This is a genomic window from Pantoea trifolii (genome assembly GCF_024506435.1).
Lineage (GTDB): Bacteria > Pseudomonadota > Gammaproteobacteria > Enterobacterales > Enterobacteriaceae > Pantoea > Pantoea trifolii.
In genome coordinates this window covers 2,193,924-2,212,450 of record NZ_JANIET010000001.1, presented here as the reverse complement: position 1 = coordinate 2,212,450, position 18,527 = coordinate 2,193,924, and the positions used below count along the sequence as shown (strand labels likewise).

At 53.1% G+C, this 18,527-nt stretch carries 17 protein-coding genes; 11 read left to right on the top strand and 6 right to left on the bottom strand.

Annotated elements, in window-relative coordinates:
- Window positions 1-408 precede the first annotated feature (408 nt).
- The 3 genes from NQH49_RS10255 to acnA all read left to right on the top strand — a co-directional run bounded on the left by NQH49_RS10255 (window position 409) and on the right by acnA (window position 3,875).
- Entirely contained in the window at window positions 409-567 is a 159-nt protein-coding gene (locus NQH49_RS10255) for a YmiA family putative membrane protein (RefSeq protein ID WP_071531660.1), read from the top strand.
- Between the two features lie 3 nt (window positions 568-570).
- Entirely contained in the window at window positions 571-750 is a 180-nt protein-coding gene (locus NQH49_RS10250) for a YciX family protein (RefSeq protein ID WP_036648922.1), read from the top strand.
- A 443-nt stretch (window positions 751-1,193) separates the two neighbouring features.
- Window positions 1,194-3,875, top strand: a complete 2,682-nt coding sequence (gene acnA, locus NQH49_RS10245) for an aconitate hydratase AcnA (protein WP_256696557.1) — start codon at window positions 1,194-1,196, stop codon at window positions 3,873-3,875.
- A 48-nt stretch (window positions 3,876-3,923) separates the two neighbouring features.
- Here the strand turns inward: acnA and ribA are convergent, their stop codons facing one another.
- Window positions 3,924-4,517, bottom strand: a complete 594-nt coding sequence (ribA, locus tag NQH49_RS10240) for a GTP cyclohydrolase II (protein ID WP_008106521.1) — start codon at window positions 4,515-4,517, stop codon at window positions 3,924-3,926.
- A 228-nt stretch (window positions 4,518-4,745) separates the two neighbouring features.
- On the opposite strand from ribA, the gene pgpB reads away from it, so the two are divergent.
- The 5 genes from pgpB to yciH all read left to right on the top strand — a co-directional run bounded on the left by pgpB (window position 4,746) and on the right by yciH (window position 8,352).
- Window positions 4,746-5,510 (top strand): phosphatidylglycerophosphatase B, encoded by a 765-nt coding sequence (pgpB, locus tag NQH49_RS10235; RefSeq protein ID WP_256696556.1) that lies wholly within the window; start codon window positions 4,746-4,748, stop codon window positions 5,508-5,510.
- 127 nt (window positions 5,511-5,637) lie between these two features.
- Window positions 5,638-5,943, top strand: coding sequence for a LapA family protein (locus NQH49_RS10230; RefSeq protein WP_256696555.1), 306 nt, complete (start codon window positions 5,638-5,640; stop codon window positions 5,941-5,943).
- A gap of 6 nt (window positions 5,944-5,949) precedes the next feature.
- Entirely contained in the window at window positions 5,950-7,119 is a 1,170-nt protein-coding gene (gene lapB / locus NQH49_RS10225; protein ID WP_256696554.1) for a lipopolysaccharide assembly protein LapB, read from the top strand.
- 202 nt (window positions 7,120-7,321) lie between these two features.
- Window positions 7,322-8,029 (top strand): orotidine-5'-phosphate decarboxylase, encoded by a 708-nt coding sequence (gene pyrF / locus NQH49_RS10220; RefSeq protein ID WP_256696553.1) that lies wholly within the window; start codon window positions 7,322-7,324, stop codon window positions 8,027-8,029.
- Window positions 8,029-8,352 carry a stress response translation initiation inhibitor YciH gene (yciH, locus tag NQH49_RS10215; protein WP_256696552.1) on the top strand — a complete coding sequence of 108 codons (324 nt, stop codon included), beginning with the start codon at window positions 8,029-8,031 and terminating at the stop codon, window positions 8,350-8,352. Before pyrF ends, yciH begins: the two co-directional genes overlap by 1 nt.
- Window positions 8,353-8,421: 69 nt before the next feature.
- Here the strand turns inward: yciH and osmB are convergent, their stop codons facing one another.
- Window positions 8,422-8,640 (bottom strand): osmotically-inducible lipoprotein OsmB, encoded by a 219-nt coding sequence (osmB, locus tag NQH49_RS10210; RefSeq protein ID WP_008106509.1) that lies wholly within the window; start codon window positions 8,638-8,640, stop codon window positions 8,422-8,424.
- Window positions 8,641-8,877: 237 nt separating this feature from the next.
- Between osmB and araD the strand changes: the two genes are divergently transcribed.
- The 3 genes from araD to NQH49_RS10195 all read left to right on the top strand — a co-directional run bounded on the left by araD (window position 8,878) and on the right by NQH49_RS10195 (window position 11,803).
- Window positions 8,878-9,576: an L-ribulose-5-phosphate 4-epimerase gene (gene araD / locus NQH49_RS10205; protein ID WP_256696551.1), complete on the top strand. Its 699-nt coding sequence runs from the start codon at window positions 8,878-8,880 to the stop codon at window positions 9,574-9,576.
- Window positions 9,577-9,807: 231 nt separating this feature from the next.
- Window positions 9,808-10,791, top strand: a complete 984-nt coding sequence (gene kdgT / locus NQH49_RS10200; protein ID WP_256696550.1) for a 2-keto-3-deoxygluconate transporter — start codon at window positions 9,808-9,810, stop codon at window positions 10,789-10,791.
- A 145-nt stretch (window positions 10,792-10,936) separates the two neighbouring features.
- Window positions 10,937-11,803, top strand: a complete 867-nt coding sequence (locus tag NQH49_RS10195; RefSeq protein WP_007892438.1) for a crotonase/enoyl-CoA hydratase family protein — start codon at window positions 10,937-10,939, stop codon at window positions 11,801-11,803.
- 15 nt (window positions 11,804-11,818) lie between these two features.
- On the opposite strand, the gene pdeR is transcribed toward NQH49_RS10195, so the two are convergent.
- From pdeR to NQH49_RS10175, 4 genes are all read right to left on the bottom strand, one after another.
- Window positions 11,819-13,804, bottom strand: a complete 1,986-nt coding sequence (gene pdeR / locus NQH49_RS10190) for a cyclic di-GMP phosphodiesterase (protein ID WP_256696549.1) — start codon at window positions 13,802-13,804, stop codon at window positions 11,819-11,821.
- 156 nt (window positions 13,805-13,960) lie between these two features.
- Complete coding sequence (locus NQH49_RS10185) at window positions 13,961-14,257, bottom strand: YbdD/YjiX family protein (RefSeq protein WP_256696548.1); 297 nt, start codon at window positions 14,255-14,257, stop codon at window positions 13,961-13,963.
- Window positions 14,250-16,316: a carbon starvation CstA family protein gene (locus tag NQH49_RS10180; RefSeq protein ID WP_256696547.1), complete on the bottom strand. Its 2,067-nt coding sequence runs from the start codon at window positions 16,314-16,316 to the stop codon at window positions 14,250-14,252. Before NQH49_RS10180 ends, NQH49_RS10185 begins: the two co-directional genes overlap by 8 nt.
- A 184-nt stretch (window positions 16,317-16,500) precedes the next feature.
- Window positions 16,501-18,435 carry an exoribonuclease II gene (locus NQH49_RS10175; protein ID WP_256696546.1) on the bottom strand — a complete coding sequence of 645 codons (1,935 nt, stop codon included), beginning with the start codon at window positions 18,433-18,435 and terminating at the stop codon, window positions 16,501-16,503.
- Between the last annotated feature and the right edge of the window lie 92 nt (window positions 18,436-18,527).

Genomic DNA, 18,527 nt, shown 5'->3' with positions numbered 1-18,527 from the left:
ATCATTATTTTTATGTAAATGAAACATGGGTCACATGTTTTTTCATTGTTATCTATTAAATGCGAATCAGTACACAATTTTTACGATGTTACTTTGCAGCTCGCCAGGAATATTCCCATACTCTAGTTAAGAGTTGATGGAGAAGGGCTTTTTTACTGGGCTGGTAAATTAAACTCAAATTAAGATTGGATCTAATTTGCTGTTAACCCAAATTTACAATGTAATGATTTAATTAATAGTTATGTTGGCAATTAAATTTATCTCATCAATCTTTTGTGTTTTGATAAATAGCGTTAATCGTTGTGCTCAATAAAAATAACTGGATTTTCGGTCTTAACAAGTTTAGGATTCGTCCTAAATCTTAATCGTTGTCATCAATCGTTTTATTGAGAGTGATTATCAAAAACTATGAATACGAGAATAACTGTACAGCCGGGCTTCCGGACTAAAAGCACCAAAGTTGAGCGTACTGGCAACACCCGTCGCAAAGCTTGGATGACTGTCTTCGCTGCTTCAGCATTGTTCTGGGTAGTGGTGGCGTTAATGATTTGGCGTATGTGGGGTTAAGCCATGTGGGCAAATACACTCAGTCGTAAGCATCCGGTTTCAGCGCGTCAGCCGCAAACGCCTGCGTGCAAAGTGAAAGACGTTGTATCCACTGAACCACAAGTGACCATTCCTGTTTCGTGGGAACTCAGTGAGAATCAGCGTAACTTTATTGAATCCTTCATGGATATGAAGTCCAAATAACGCGGTATGCGTTCTGTTCCATATTTAGACATTGAGTCCCTCTTTTACCGGATTATCCGGTGGGCAATTTATAAGCCCGTCCTTTAACACTCAGCATTAAAAAAACGGTGTCATCAGTACAACGCTGAAGACGGTGGACTTTTTTTGCCCGGAATCCGGGAGGGAGTGAATGATGAACATTAATACAACGACATTATCCTGGGTGAGCGTATATACCTTTTCCCTGGCTTTTTGGGCTGCCGCCTTTGGGGCGATGATTTAAGCACTAACTCAAATTAAACTGAATTATGTAAATGCCCTGATAAACGTCGGGGCATTTTTCATTGTGCTTTAATGTGTCAATTCGTGTTGTTATCAAAACGTTAACGATAATGTGGTCTATCTTTAAGTTAAACCTTGCAGTCACTGAGGTTTAAAAAGAGATTTACATACATGGAGGCGCTATGTCGTTAACGTTACGCGAGCAGAGTCAGGACATGCTTGATGTTCGGGCAAAAAAATATCATTACTACAGCTTGCCCAAAGCAGCTCAGCAATTGGGCAATATTGATCGCTTGCCCAAGTCGATGAAAGTCCTGCTGGAAAACCTATTACGCTGGCAGGATGGTGATTCTGTCACGCTGGAAGATATTGAAGCGTTGGTCGCCTGGCAAAAAGATGCTCACGCCGAGCGTGAGATTGCCTATCGTCCGGCGCGTGTATTAATGCAAGATTTTACCGGCGTGCCGGCGGTGGTGGATTTGGCCGCCATGCGCGAAGCGGTGAAACGCCTTGGCGGCGATGTCGCCAAAGTCAATCCCTTATCCCCCGTTGATCTGGTCATCGACCACTCTGTCACCGTGGACCATTTCGGTGATGACAAAGCCTTTGGTGAAAATGTGCATCTGGAAATGGAGCGCAACCATGAGCGCTACGTTTTCCTGCGCTGGGGACAAAAAGCCTTCAATCGATTCCGCGTCGTGCCGCCGGGCACCGGGATTTGTCATCAGGTCAATCTGGAATATCTCGGTAAATCTGTCTGGCATGAGACGCTGAATGGGCAAGAGATTGCTTATCCCGATACGCTGGTGGGCACCGATTCGCACACTACTATGATCAATGCGCTCGGCGTATTGGGTTGGGGCGTCGGCGGGATTGAGGCTGAAGCGGCGATGCTTGGCCAGCCGGTCTCGATGCTGATTCCGGATGTGGTCGGTTTCAAACTCACCGGTAAACTGCGTCCCGGTATTACCGCAACGGATTTAGTGCTAACCGTCACACAGATGCTGCGTAAACACGGCGTGGTAGGTAAATTCGTTGAGTTTTATGGTGATGGTTTAGCGGACTTGCCGCTGGCCGATCGCGCCACCATCGCCAACATGGCACCAGAATATGGCGCGACCTGCGGCTTCTTCCCGGTTGATGACGTTACCTTAAGCTACATGACGCTGACTGGCCGCGATGCGGAGCAGGTTGAACTGGTTGAGGCTTATGCCAAGCAACAAGGTATGTGGCGCAATGCTGGCGATGAACCGGTGTTCACCAGCTCTTTAGCGCTGGACATGGGTGATGTTGAATCCAGCCTTGCCGGACCAAAACGCCCACAGGATCGCGTATCGCTGGGCGATGTTCCTTCAGCCTTTGATGCCAGCAATGAACTGGAAGTCAATCAGGCGCAAAAACCGCATAAAACCGTCAGCTATCGCGATAGCGAAACCGGAGAGAGCTATCAGCTGGATGACGGTGCGGTAGTGATCTCGGCGATTACCTCTTGTACTAATACCTCGAATCCTAGCGTGCTGATGGCTGCCGGTTTGCTGGCGAAGAAAGCCGTGGAACGCGGCCTGATGCGCAAGCCGTGGGTCAAAGCGTCGCTGGCGCCTGGTTCTAAAGTGGTTTCTGATTATCTTGCTGTGGCCCAACTCACACCTTATCTGGATGAATTAGGGTTTAATTTAGTTGGTTACGGTTGCACCACTTGTATCGGCAACTCAGGTCCGTTACCGGATGCGATAGAAAGTGCGATTAAAGAGGGTGATCTCACGGTTGCCGCCGTGCTTTCGGGTAACCGCAACTTCGAAGGCCGCATTCATCCGTTGATTAAAACCAATTGGCTGGCTTCACCGCCGCTGGTAGTGGCTTATGCCTTAGCGGGTAACATGAAGATCAATCTGCAATCTGATCCGATCGGTCAGGATCGACAGGGCAACGATGTTTTCCTTAAGGACATCTGGCCTTCACCGGAAGAAATTGCAGAAGCAGTGCAGAAAGTGACCAGCGATATGTTCCATAAAGAGTATGCCGAGGTATTTGACGGCACGCCGGAGTGGCAGCAGATCAAAGTCAGCGAAGCGGCAACTTATGATTGGGATGGCGATTCTACTTATATTCGCCTGTCGCCATTCTTTGACGATATGGAGAAAACGCCGAAGCCGGTGCAGGACATCAAAGGCGCGCGCATTCTGGCGATGCTGGGTGATTCCGTCACCACCGACCACATTTCTCCGGCGGGTAGCATCAAAGCGGAAAGTCCAGCCGGACGCTATTTACTCTCACACGGCGTTGAGCGCACCGATTTCAACTCCTATGGTTCGCGTCGTGGCAACCACGAAGTGATGATGCGCGGCACTTTCGCCAATATCCGTATTCGCAACGAAATGGTGCCGGGCGTGGAGGGCGGTTATACCAAACACTTCCCGTCTAACGAGCAGCTGGCGATTTACGATGCGGCGATGAAGTATCAGCAGGAAGGCGTGCCATTAGCGGTGATTGCCGGTAAAGAGTACGGTTCCGGCTCCAGTCGTGACTGGGCAGCAAAAGGGCCGCGCTTACAAGGCGTGCGCGTGGTTATTTCCGAATCCTTTGAGCGTATTCACCGCTCTAATCTGATTGGTATGGGGATTCTGCCGCTCGAGTTTCCGGCTGGCGTGACGCGCAAAACGCTGCAGCTAACCGGTGAAGAGTTTATTGATGTGGCGAACCTGTCACAGCTTAAACCGGGTGGCACTGTAAATGTGACGCTGACGCGCGCGGATGGCAGCAAAGAGACGCTGGAAACGCGTTGCCGTATCGATACGGGTAACGAATTAACCTACTATCAAAACGACGGCATTTTGCATTACGTGATCCGCAATATGCTGAACTAAAAGAAAAAGCCGGGAATTCCCGGCTTTTTTATCTGCTTTAAAATCCGCTTAAGACTTCGGCAGCAAATGACCCATTTTCTCGGCTTTCGTATCGAGATAGTGCGCGTTTTTCGGGTTACGCCCGACAACCAACGGCACGCGTTCAACGATATTGATACCGGCTTCGGTCAGGATCTCAACTTTGCGTGGATTGTTCGTCAGCAAGCGCACTTCATTGACGCCTAACAGTTTGAACATATCCGCACACAGCGTGAAGTCACGCTCATCAGCGGCGAAACCGAGCTGATGGTTGGCTTCGACAGTGTCGTAACCTTTATCCTGCAACGCATAAGCACGGATTTTATTCAGCAAACCGATGTTGCGTCCTTCCTGACGGTGATACATCAGGATGCCACGACCTTCTTCCGCAATCGCGGTTAACGCCGCTTCCAGCTGGAAGCCGCAGTCACAGCGCAAGCTGAACAGGGCATCGCCAGTTAAACATTCGGAATGGACGCGCGCCAGCACCGGATTGTGATCGCTAATATCACCATAAACCAGCGCGACATGGTCGTGGCCGGTTGCCAGTTCTTCAAAACCAACCATCAGGAAATCTCCCCATGGCGTGGGCAGTTTGGCTTCTGCTACCCGTTTAAGCTGCATGTGACTCTCCAGAACCTTCAGAGGATGCGCTATCATCATGATAACGCACGGGCCATGTGGCCCGATGAAACTTACGCTATTGTGCCACAACCCGAACGGCTGCCGTTAATCGGTCAGAGTGATTGTAGTGATAAAGCACAATTATCCAAGCTGCAATAGGTATGTTATTCTTTTTTCAGCTAAAGTTATGTGCAACGCACGTATCAATGCGGATCTAAAAGGAAGCGAATGTTAAAAATCATTCAGCGCACCACCTTAGGGGCGTTTTTATTGTTGTTGATGCCGTTGGGCGTATGGATATCCAACTGGCAATGGCAACCAGGTGAAAGTGGCAATCTACTTCGCGTGCTGTTTTGGATGACAGAAACCGTCACCAATCCGTGGGGCATTCTCACCAGTATCATCCTCAGCGCCTGGGTGTTGTGGTGTTTACGCTTTCGGCTTAAACCCGCTATTCTGCTCATCCTCATTATGAACGGCGCAATTCTTGCCGGTCAGTACACCAAATCAACAATTAAAGAGCAGGTGCAGGAACCGCGCCCGTACGTCATCTGGCTGGAAAAAAGTCATGGTATTAACGGTGATGAGTTTTATCAGCTACATCGCCAGCAGCGCGGCGAAATGGTTTCAACTTTGCTGGCCAACGATACTCAGCTGCCGCAATGGCTGAAGAACCACTGGGCGTTTGAAACCGGCTATGCGTTTCCTTCCGGGCACACCATGTTTGCCGCCAGCTGGGCGTTATTGGCGATTGGGTTATTATGGCCGCGCCGCCATTTCGCCACGGTTGCCGTGTTATTCGTTTGGGCGACCGCGGTGATGGGCAGTCGTTTAGCGTTAGGCATGCACTGGCCGCGTGATTTAGTGATGGCAACGCTGATTTCCTGGTTGTTGGTCACCATTGCCACTTTACTTGCGCAGCGTTTCTGCGGCCCGCTCACCATCCCGCCAGAAGAGCATCGTGAGATAGCGCAGCGTGATGATGGATTGTAATTACGCTATTCGTCCCCATATGATTGATTGTGCTTGCAGAAAAAAGCGCTAACTGATGTGGGGATAAGCAGCATCGACGGCGGTTTTTTGGCATACTTCTTTGGATAACCTCTCGACAGGACGCATTGTGAAATATTTGCTTATTTTTCTCGTGGTATTGGTCATTTTCATCATCTCCGTCACGCTCGGAGCGCATAACGACCAAGTCATCACCTTTAACTATCTGCTAGCGCAGGGCGAATTCCGCATTTCAACACTGCTCGCCAGCTTGTTTGGCGCTGGATTCCTGCTGGGATGGGCAATTTGTGGCCTGTTCTGGTTACGCTTACGGGTTTCGCTGGCTAACGCGCAGCGTAAACTTAAACGTATGCAGGCACAAAATGAACAATCAACCGCAGTGACCCCATCACCAACTGCCAGCCGTCGGGATTAATTTTCGATGCTTGAATTGCTGTTTCTGCTTCTTCCTGTTGCTGCGGCGTATGGCTGGTATATGGGCCGCCGCAGTGCACATCAGGATAAGCAACAGGAAGCGAATCGCCTGTCGCGTGATTATGTGACCGGGGTAAATTTCCTGCTCTCCAATCAACAGGACAAGGCAGTTGATCTCTTTCTCGACATGTTGAAAGAGGACAGCGGCACGGTTGAAGCGCATCTGACGCTCGGCAACCTGTTCCGTTCGCGCGGTGAAGTTGATCGCGCCATTCGCATTCACCAATCCCTGATGGAGAGCGCATCGCTCAGCTACGAGCAGCGCTTACTGGCGATCCAGCAACTCGGCCGAGATTACATGGCAGCGGGATTGTACGATCGTGCCGAAGATATGTTTGGGCAACTGGTAGAAGAGACCGATTTCCGCATCGGTGCGCTACAGCAATTGTTGTTAATTCATCAGGCAACCAGCGACTGGCAAAAAGCCATCGAAGTGGCGGAAAAGCTGGTTAAGCTCGGCAAAGACAAACAGAAAGGCGAAATTGCCCATTTCTACTGTGAATTAGCGTTGCAGGCATTAAGCAGCGACGCCCTCGATCGGGCGATGAGTTTGTTGAAAAAGGGCGAGTCAGCCGATCATCAAAGTGCGCGCGTCTCCATCATGATGGGCCGCATTTTGATGGAGCAGGGCGAGTATGCGAAAGCCGCCAGCCGACTGCAGCGCGTACTCGAGCAGGATAAAGAGCTGGTGAGTGAAACCTTACCGATGCTGGAAACCTGCTATCAGCGACTGAACCAACCTGAAAACTGGGCACAATTCTTACAACGCTGTGTCGATGAAAATACCGGCGCCGCAGCAGAGCTTTATCTCTCCGATATCCTTGAGCAGCAGCAGGGCCCGGAAGCGGCACAGCTGTATATCAATCGCCAGTTACAACGTCATCCAACCATGCGCGTGTTCCATCGTTTAATGGACTACCACTTACACGAAGCGGAAGACGGACGCGCGAAAGAGAGCTTGATGGTGCTGCGCGATATGGTTGGTGAGCAAATCCGCACTAAGCCGCGTTATCGTTGCCAAAAGTGTGGCTTCACTGCGCATGCACTTTACTGGCATTGCCCATCTTGTCGCGCCTGGTCTTCGGTTAAACCCATTCGGGGACTCGACGGCCAATAAATGGCCGTATGTTTTTCTTATTCAGAGCTAATTAGTTACAACATACTATTATGTTTAATACTAACACTTCTTCAGCATCGTGCAGCAAGCGGTCGAACAGGCAAGTTCTGGCGGCAGCGTGATTGTCGGCACCGGCCTGCGCAGGTAGAATGCTTGCCGTTTGTCCATCGCGCCTGCGGGTGCCTGTCATTGAGGAAACGTTATGCCTGTAACCACTTCACCTATTCTGGTGGCACTCGACTATCATGATCTCAACAGCGCGCTGCAGTTTGTTGACCGCATCGATCCAAGCCAGTGTCGCCTGAAAGTAGGCAAAGAGATGTTCACGCTGTTTGGTCCATCGCTGGTGAAAACGCTGCAGGGACGGGGTTTTGACGTGTTTCTCGATCTCAAGTTTCATGACATCCCAAACACCACCGCACATGCAGTCGCGGCAGCGGCCGATCTTGGGGTGTGGATGGTGAACGTGCACGCCAGCGGTGGCGCACGCATGATGAATGCGGCACGTGAAGCGCTGGTGCCATTTGGTAATGATGCACCGCTGCTGATTGCGGTCACCGTGTTGACCAGCATGGATGAGGACGATCTGAAAGGTTTGGGCATTACCTTGTCTCCAGCTGAGCAGGCTGAACGACTGGCGCGTTTAACGCGCGATTGCGGTCTGCACGGCGTGGTTTGCTCGGCGCAGGAAGCCGTGCACTTTAAGCAGGTGATTGGTCAGGATTTCGCGCTGGTTACCCCAGGCATTCGTCCGGCTGGCAGCGATGCAGGCGATCAGCGCCGTATTATGACGCCGCAGCAGGCAAAACTCGCCGGTGTGGATTATATGGTCATCGGGCGTCCGATCACCCAATCCGCCGACCCAGCCGCCACGCTGCAGCAAATCCTGCAGAGTTTACAGGAGGCTTAATGGCTCAGGACAATCGATTGGTGTATTCGACCGACAGCGGACGAATCACCCATGAAGAAGAGAAAGCGCCGCGGCCGAAAGGCGATGGTATCGTGCGTATCCAGCGCCAAACCAGCGGACGCAAAGGGAAGGGCGTGTGTCTGATCACCGGCATCGATCTGGATGATGGCGCGCTCGAAAAACTGGCCGCTGAACTAAAGAAAAAGTGTGGTTGTGGCGGGGCAGTTAAAGAGGGCGTGATTGAGATTCAGGGCGATAAACGCGACCTGATTAAAACGCTGCTGGAAGCCAAAGGCATGAAAGTCAAACTGGCGGGCGGTTGAAACAGTTCGGGCCACCTATTAGGTGGCCCGTTGTTAAGTAGATGCGCTGCGTAGCCTGATAATTATATTTTATTTGCTGATCTGGTGGCCGATGATGCCGCCGACAGCTGCGCCGCCAACGGTACCGAGTCCGCTACCGTTGGTCAGTACTGAACCACCAATGGCACCGGCGCCCGCACCGATTGCGGTATTACGGTCGCGTTTAGACCAGTTTGAACAGCCGCTCAGCGCGACAACTAAAGTTGTTGCCAGCACGGCAGCAGTAAGACGTTTCATTGTTGTAGTCATTAACTTCTCCTTGATTGTTATCACTGCGGTAACGGTATAAGTATAGATGTTACGTCGCACTCGGCAGGGTAAAACGGTCCTAAAATGCGAATTTGCAAGCCTTAATCATCAAAACCAACCCGCGCCACACATTTAACGCCTTAGCGACTTTCCGCAGCTTTTACAGCCATTCCTTCCATAACGCTTTTCCTCACCGCTCCGCACAATTCAGCTATCACAGTTTGCAGGAGAAAAAAGATGCTGGAAGCGTTAAAGCAGCAGGTGCTGGAAGCCAATCTCGATCTACCCCGTTACAACCTGGTCACTTTTACCTGGGGCAATGTCAGTGCGGTGGACCGCGATCGCGGTTTATTGGTGATTAAGCCGTCGGGCGTGAAGTACGAACAGATGCAGCGTGACGATATGGTGGTTGTCGATCTCGCCAGCGGTGAGGTGGTTGAAGGTAACATGCGGCCGTCATCGGATACCGCTACGCATCGCGCGCTCTATCTCGCCTGGCCAGAGATTGGCGGCATCGTACATACGCACTCGCGGCATGCCACCATTTGGGCGCAGGCTGGACGCGAAATCATCGCGTTGGGTACCACGCACGCCGATGATTTCTACGGCACCATTCCTTGTACACGTCAGATGAAGCGTGAAGAGATTGAGCAGGAATACGAGTGGAACACCGGGCAGGTGATCATTGAAACTTTTGCGCAGCGCGTAATTGAGCCAACAGCGATTCCCGCCGTGCTGGTCAATTCCCACGGCCCCTTTGCCTGGGGCAAAGATGCGCATGCTGCGGTACACAGTGCCGTGGTATTAGAAGAAGTAGCCTACATGGCGCTGCATACCGAGCAGCTGCGCACTGAGTTACCGCCGATCTCACAAACCTTGCTGGATCTTCACTACTTGCGCAAGCACGGTAAAAATGCGTGGTATGGGCAGAATTAAGGCTGATTCAGATTCATAGGCGCCTGCAGGCGCCTTTCTTTTTGCAATCAATCATCTGGTATGGCGATGCGCATCATAAATACAAAATGATCAGTCAATAAAAATAAAACAGCGTTTCATAAATGCATTTGCGATCACTTTTTTCCTTTCAGCCAATCGTTATCTTGCTCGCCATGCCATCTGGCAATTCATAAAAACACCTCCCTCTGGCTCAGTTAAGGTGACACCCCTATGCATATCAAACGTGCAATCGATAAAATTCCCGGCGGCATGATGTTGATTCCGCTGTTTTTGGGCGCGTTATGCCATACGTTCTCTCCTGGCGCAGGTAAATACTTTGGTTCATTCACCAATGGGTTGATGACCGGCACCGTACCGATCCTCGCGGTGTGGTTCTTCTGCATGGGCGCATCCATCAAACTCAGTGCCACCGGCACGGTGCTACGTAAATCGGGCACGCTGGTGCTCACCAAAATTGCAGTGGCGTGGGTTGTCGCGGCGATTGCATCGCGTGTGATGCCGGAAAACGGCGTGGAAGTGGGCATGTTTGCCGGACTCTCCACGCTGGCGTTAGTGGCGGCGATGGATATGACCAACGGCGGCTTATACGCTTCCATCATGCAGCAGTACGGTTCGAAAGAAGAAGCCGGTGCGTTCGTCTTGATGTCACTGGAGTCGGGGCCGCTGATGACGATGGTGATCCTTGGCACCGCTGGCATCGCCTCATTCGAGCCGCATGTCTTCGTGGGCGCAGTGCTGCCGTTTGTCGTTGGATTTGCGCTCGGTAATCTCGATCCCGAACTGCGCGAGTTCTTTGGCAAAGCGGTACACACGCTGATTCCGTTCTTTGCTTTCGCATTGGGCAACACCATTGATTTGACCGTCATCGCGCAAACTGGCCTGCTGGGAATCATGCTTGGCGTCGCAGTGATCATTGTGACCGGCATTCCGCTGATTATTGCCGATCGCTTGATTGGCGGTGGCGATGGCACGGCGGGGATTGCGGCATCCAGCACCGCTGGCGCTGCGGTGGCTACGCCAGTATTGATTGCCGAGATGCTGCCACAGTTTAAACCGGTCGCACCGGCTGCCACGGCGTTGGTCGCCACTTCTGTCATTGTCACGTCTGTCATTGTGCCAATCATTACGGCGGTTTATTCACGACGCGTTAAGCGTTCTCATGTTGCCGTGGGGCAACGCGCAGCCATCAAGTAAGCCCGCTAATGCTTCCCCGGCCGCTGGTCGGGGATATCTCTGGATTTTGCTTTATAAATCAATCTCTCATTTGGTCTGGCCTCACTCTGGATTACGCTGATGTGGCGTTTAACGCACTACATAAACATAAACAGAGGATGAGACAATGACAGTAATTAACCAACCGACATGCAGACTGTTCACCGAAGTTGGACAAACCACACAGCTCGCCGCCTACTATGAAGAGGGCCGACGTACCATGTGGATGATGCTGCGTGCGCAACCCCGTCCGAGTTTCAACCACGAATTAATTGAGGAGATCATGAACCTGAGCTATTCCGCTCAGCGTTCCGGCCTGCCGATTGATTTCTGGGTGACGGGATCGTTAGTGCCACAGATGTTTAACGCCGGAGGCGATTTGCGTTTCTTCGTGGAGTGCATTCGTAACAACCGTCGTGAAGCACTGCGCGCTTATGCACGTGCCTGTGTTGACTGCATCCACTCCGCAGCGCGGGGTTTCGATACCGGTGCGGTCACGCTGGCGATGATTGAGGGCAGTGCGCTCGGTGGCGGCTTTGAAGCGGCGCTGGCGCATCACTTCATTCTGGCGCAGAACAGCGCGCGCATGGGCTTCCCGGAGATCGCATTCAACTTGTTCCCCGGCATGGGCGGCTACTCGTTAGTGGCACGTCGCTCTGGCATGAAGCTGGCCGAAGAGCTGATTATGGAAGGCGAGTCACACAGCGCGGAGTGGTATGAAACACGTGGTCTGGTCGACAAAGTGTTCCAGCCGGGCGATGGTTATCGCACCACACGAACCTTTATCGATACGTTACGTCCAAAGCTCAACGGCGTGCGTGCGATGCTGAAAGCGCGTCAGCGCGTATTGCAATTATCACGCGCCGAGCTGATGGATATCACCGAGGATTGGGTTGATTATGCCTTCACACTGGAACCGAAAGACATTGCTTACATGGAACGACTGGTACAACTGCAGAACCGTCATAGCGCATCCTTGCGCAAAGCCGGCTAATCTCGCAAACCAGCGTTAAACGCGGGCAGGATGCTTAGCCAGCCAATGCCCGAGCTCTTCTGCGGGCATTGGTTTTGCATAATAATAACCCTGACGCCCATCGACACCATTGGCCATAACAAACTTTTCTTCGGCTTTCGTTTCAATGCCTTCAGCAATCACCTGCAGCTTTAAGGCTTTGGCAACGGCGACAATTGCACGGACCAGCGACTGCGCAACAGGTTGCTTATTGATATTACGCACAAAACTCTGGTCCAGTTTAATGGCGTCAATCGGGACGCGCGCCAACTGGGAAAGAGAGGAGTAACCGGTACCAAAATCATCAAGATGCACTTGCGCGCCCAGTTCCTGAAACTGCTTCATCAGCATTAGCGCGCCAGCTTCATTCTCAATCAAGCAGCTTTCCGTCAGTTCGATATCAATCGGACAATCGGTCAAACCGGCCTCATTCAAAGCATGTTTCAGGTCGGTATAGATACTCTGGTCAATCAGCTGTTTAGCTGAGACGTTCACTGCGACGCGCAGATAGATGCCTTCGCTGCGCCACTTGATGATCTGCTGTAACACATTCAGCATCACCCAGCGGCCCAAAGGCACAATCAACCCGGACTCTTCGGCATACGAAATAAAGTCGCCCGGCGGCACCAAACCGCGCTCTGGGGAATTCCAGCGCACCAGCGCCTCGGCGCTCAGTACCTCGCCTTCGGCATTGAGTTTAGGCTGGTAATGCACCACCAGATGATCCAGTTCGAGCGCTTTACGCAGGTTGGTATCGAGCCACAGATACTCAAACACGCGCTGATTCATCTCGTTAGCGAACACGCAGAACTTGCCGCGGCCGTTCTCTTTGGCGTGATACATCGCGGTATCGGCGTTACGAATCAGGCTTTCACGATCTTCGCCATGCAGCGGGGCGAGGGCGATACCAATCGAGCAGCCGCTGTAGACTTCAATTAAGCCAATGCGAAACGGCTGGCGTAGCCGCTCAAGAATGCGCGATGCCATCGCTTCCAGCGCCGCCTGGCTGGTGTGTTCCGCCAGCACCACAAACTCATCGCCGCCGAGGCGCGCCAGCGTCTGGTCTTTGCCAAGGCAACTGAGGATGGCTAATGACACCGCTTGCAGCAGCTGATCGCCAAACATATGGCCGTAAGCGTCGTTCACCTTCTTAAAATTGTCTAAATCGAGGTAAACCACACCGGTTTGACTGCCATTCGCCAGCTCGAGTGCCAAACTAATCTGTTGATGAATCGCGTTGCGATTGGGCAAGCCGGTCACGGTATCGGTGTTGGCCAGCACGCGCAGGCGTTCCTGAGCGCGGCGCTCTTCAGTGATGTCGGTTCCGGAACAGATGAGGAAAATTTCATTTTTTCCGCTACCGCTGTGAACGAACTTATTACGAAACAGAAACAGTCGCTGACCTTTGCGGGTTTTAATCCAGCGTTCAACTTCGTAAGAACTGCCTTCACGGAAGAATCCGGCGATATTGCGGCGTGATGCTTGCGCTTCCTGCTTGGTCATAAACAGCTGGAATACGTTGCGGCCAATCACTTCCTGCTCTTTCAGGCCTGTGTACTCTTCACTCAAACGATTGAAACGTTGAATATTGCCGCGTTGGTCGAGGATCACGATCACTGAGTTCGCCTCAGAAACCACTTGCTCGGCGAACGATAATCCCAGCGTCAAATCACGCGCGACAGCCGAGGTATCACCCCAGGCTGAAGAGGTGCCTGCCCAGGTCGATTGATTGACTTTACGACCGACAAAATGCATCGGAACGGGTTCGCCATGCAGCGACAGCGTGAGGTTGATACTTGAGGTAATGACCGTCATCGCACGTAATAAACTGGCTTGTGCGGGAGTCAGCGGAACCGCCATATTGGTGTTCGCGTTCTCATCTTCGGCAAAATGCAGAGCATCACTATCTGAAGTTAAACGCCAATGAGGGCTGGTGGTGCCAAACAAGGTATATAGCAATGTTTGCCCTTGTTCATCGGTCATGGAAACTTCCTCCGGGGGAATGCTCAGCGGGCGGTATCTCATTATTTTAGCAACAGTATTCAACCTCCTGCGCCAGCACAAGATGCAATCCAAATATATTTTTGTTTTTATTAAAGAATGGCACGAAAAAGCCCCGACAAGCGGGGCTGATCCTGGTTAGCAAGGGCACTTACCCAGTTTTCCGGCCTGGCTGGGAAAGCGGGCATCGAGGCAGTGACGGTGAAAAGCGCGTTCATCCATGGGGGCGACAGTTGGATGATGTTCGCGCATATGCTTCAGATAAGTTTGATAGTCATGAACGCCGACCATTAAACGAAAACTTTGCTGTAATCCCTGCCAGAGGCGTTGCCAGCGCGTAAGATTTTGCCCAGCCGTAGCGGGTGCGATTGGTAAGCACTGCTGAATCTGCCACGCGCCGGTAGGTTTTCTCCAGTGATAAATGGACTCAGACATTTCGCACCTCTTTACGCAGAGAAATCTCAGATTCATGGGTAGTCGGCACGGTGCTGTTGAGCGCCCGACGAATCACAAAGAAGGCTGAAACCAGCATGGTCACCGCCACCAGCATGAAGAAGGCACACAGGGCCGCGTTAATTTGATTGCTGAAGACGATGGTTTGCATATCAGCAACAGTTTTCGCCGGGGCGATGACGATGCCGTCATCAATGCCTTTACGGAACTTGTTGGCCTGCGCGAGGAAACCAATCGATGGCTTCTCGTGGAAAATCTTCTGCCAGCCCGCGGTCATCGAGGTAATAAACAGCCAGGCGGTCGGCACAATCGTCACCCACGCATAACGCTGCTTCTTCATTTTGAACAGCACCACAGTGCCGAGAATCAGCGCCATCGACGCCAGCATCTGGTTGCCGATACCAAACAGCGGCCACAGCGTATTGATGCCGCCGAGCGGATCGACCACGCCCTGATAAACGAAGAAACCCCAACCCGCCACCGCAACGGTGGTGCCCGCCATGTTGCCCAACCATGAACGGTTATTCGCCATTGATGGCACCACGGTGCCCACCAAATCCTGCACCATAAAGCGGCAGGCGCGGGTACCGGCATCCACAGCGGTGAGGATAAACAGCGCTTCAAACAGGATGGCGAAGTGATACCAGAATGCCATCATGGCGCGGCTGTTAAACACGTCGGTGATGATGTGTGCCATGCCAACCGCAAAGGTCGGTGCACCACCGGCACGCGAAAGAATGGTGCTTTCACCGACGTCGCGCGCAATGCCGCTCAGCATCTCTGGCGTCACCACGAAACCCCAGCCGTTAATCACCTGCGACGCACTTTCCACCGTGGTGCCAATCAGCGCGGCGGGTGAGTTCATGGCAAAGTAGACGCCCGGATCAAGCACCGAGGCGCAAATCAGCGCCATGATCGCCACAAAGGATTCCATCAGCATCGCGCCATAGCCGATAAAGCGGATATGACTTTCGCGCTCCACCAGTTTCGGCGTGGTGCCGCTCGACACCAGCGCATGGAAACCTGAAATGGCACCACAAGCAATAGTGATAAACAGGAACGGGAACAGCGCGCCGGAGAAGACCGGTCCGGTGCCATCAATAAATTTGGTCACCGCAGGCATCTTCATCTCGGGCATGGCAAACACGATGCCGATGGCTAAACCGATGATCACGCCGATTTTCAGGAAGGTGGAGAGATAATCGCGCGGCGCCAGCAGCAGCCACACCGGCAGCGAAGAGGCGACAAAACCGTAGATCACCAGCACCCACGTCAGCTCCGTGCCTTTCAGCGTGAACAGCGGCCCCCAATAGGGATCGGCCGCCACATTGCCGCCGTAGATAATCGCCGCCATCATCAGCACGAAGCCAATAATCGACACCTCCGCGATTTTGCCCGGACGCAGGAACCGCATATACACGCCCATAAACAGCGCAATCGGAATGGTCGCGGCAATGGTGAACAAGCCCCACGGACTGTTGGCCAGCGCTTTCACCACCACCAAGGCCAGCGCGGAGAGGATGATGATCATCACGCCCAGCGCGCCGAGCATGGTGACAACGCCAGCGAATGAACCGAGTTCCTGGCGCGCCATCTCACCGAGCGAGCGGCCGTCACGGCGCGTAGAGATAAACAGAATCAGGAAATCCTGCACCGCACCGGCAAACATCACGCCCACCAGAATCCAGATGGTGCCAGGCAGGAAGCCCATTTGCGCCGCGAGGATTGGGCCGACCAGCGGGCCCGCACCGGCAATCGCCGCAAAATGGTGACCGAACAGCACCCATTTATTGGTGGGCACATAATCAAGGCCGTCACTTAAGCGCTCCGCCGGCGTGCGACGGCGATCGTCCAGTTCGAAGATGCGCTTAGCGATAAACAGGCTGTAGAAGCGATAGGCAATGCTGTAGCAGGCGACGGAGGCAATCACCAGCCAGACTGCATTGACGTGTTCGCCACGGCTGAGGGCCAGCATGGCAAATGCGCCCGCGCCAATTAACGCCACCGCTAACCAGATGAGACTGGTTTTGACGTTGTTCATGAGTTAACTCCTTGTAGGGACCGGGAAAAGAGGCGATCGAATACAACAAGTTAAAAGTAATGTAATGAATTGTTAACGACAGGCAGAGGCGTTAGAAATGTGAAGCGGAATGCAAATTTAGCATTTGCTAAAGCGGGCGGAGAGAAATGCGGGATAACGGCTGTTATCCCGCCAGTTTTCATGCTCAGGCGGCCGGACGAGCCACCACGCTGCGGGTTTCCATACGTACTTCGGCGATGGTCACGTCGATGATGTCCGTTACACGGTAAGCAACTTCACCTTTCACCTGCACGGTGCCGCTTTCCTGCGAGCATACCAGCTCATCACGCACCGCGTGGATGAACGGTGCAGGAATAAAGGCCACCGCGCCATTCTCCAGCAGGCGCACGCGCATGCCGCCGCGAGAAACGTCGATGATCTCGGCACTGAACTTGCGATCGGTGCCAGCAAACGGCGCAAGGAAGCGTGCGTACAGCCAGTCACCGACATCGCGCTCGGCCATGCGGTTGAGGCGACGACGTTCGCTCATGATGGTTGTCAGCTCATCCTGCGGACGAGCGGTGCTTTCGCCGCGCACAATCGCTTTCAGCAAGCGATGGTTGATCATGTCGCCAAACTTACGAATCGGCGAAGTCCAGGTCGCGTAGGCGTCGAGGCCCAGACCAAAGTGCGGGCCCGGCTCGGTGCCGACTTCAGCAAACGACTGGAAACGGCGAATGCGGCTGTCGAGATACTGGGTTGGCTGCGCATCAAGTTCACGACGCAGCTGGCGGAAGCCTTCCAGCGTCGTAATCGCCTGCGGATCCACGGTGATGCCATGACCCGCCAGCACGCCAGCGGCCTGCTCAGCGTTGGCCAGATCGAAACCGGTGTGCAGGTTGTAGATACCGAAGCCCAGCTTCTCCTGCAGCACTTTCGCGGCACAGACGTTTGCCAGAATCATCGACTCTTCAACAATACGGTTAGCGATGCGGCGTGGCTCGGAGATGATATCCAGTACTTCGCCTTTCTCGCCCAACACAAAGCGGTAGTCCGGACGATCTTTAAACACCAGCGCGTGAGTTTGACGCCACTCGCTGCGCGCCAGGCAAACCTGGTGCAGCAGGCGAATCTGCTGGGCGATGGCGTCGTTCTCTGGCTGCCAGCTGCCGCTGTTTTCCAGCCAATCAGAAACCTGGTCATAAACCAGTTTGGCTTTTGACTCGATCCACGCGGCAAAGAAATGCACGTCATCGGCCAGGCTGCCATCTTTCAATACGGTGACGCGGCACGCCAGCGCTGGGCGACGTTCGTTCGGACGCAGAGAACAGACGTCGTCAGAGAGTTCGCGCGGCAACATCGGGATGTTAAAGCCCGGCAGATAGTTGGTGAACGCGCGTTTCGATGCCAGTTTATCCAGCTCGCTGCCTTCCGCCACGTAAGCGGTTGGATCGGCGATGGCGATGGTAAGGATCAGATTGCCGTCGGCGGCTTCTTCCACGTGTAGCGCATCATCCATATCCTGGGTGCTGGCGCTGTCGATGGTGACGAAGTTCAGCGCGGTCAAGTCTTCACGCTGCAGATTTTCATCAAGCATCTCACCAAAACCGACGTCCGGAGCCTGACGTTCGAGGTTGTGGCGCGACAAGGTTACCCACCACGGCGCGAGGTGATCGTCCGCAGTGACAATGAATTCGGTCAATTCGGCATAAAAACCGCGATCGCCTTTTAGCGGGTGACGACGCATCTCTGCCACCGCCCAATCGCCGGTCTGGAAATCGTGGGTCACGCCACGTTCGGCGCGGCACTGAATCGCATCTTTCAGCAGCGGATGATCCGGCACAATTGACAGGCGATCGTCTTTCTTCTGCACGCGGCCGACAAAGCGGGTCAGGAACGGCTCAACCAGGGTTTCCGGCTCGGCACTCTCGCGGTCTTTATCGGTGTGGATCACGGCAGAAATACGGTCGCCGTGCATCACTTTCTTCATCTGCGGTGGCGGAATGAAGTAGCTTTTCTGGGCATCAACTTCGAGGAAGCCAAAGCCTTTTTCCGTACCTTTAACAACACCTTCGACGCGCGGAGTCTGCGCGTGAAGCTTCTCTTTAAGCTGCGCGAGCAGCGGATTATCCTGGAACATAATTTATATAGTTTCGTGGCCTAAGAGCGGCTGACAGTTTTACGCGAATCGGGTCCGCGCGGCAAGGCCAAAACAGGCTAAAAAGCCGCTTT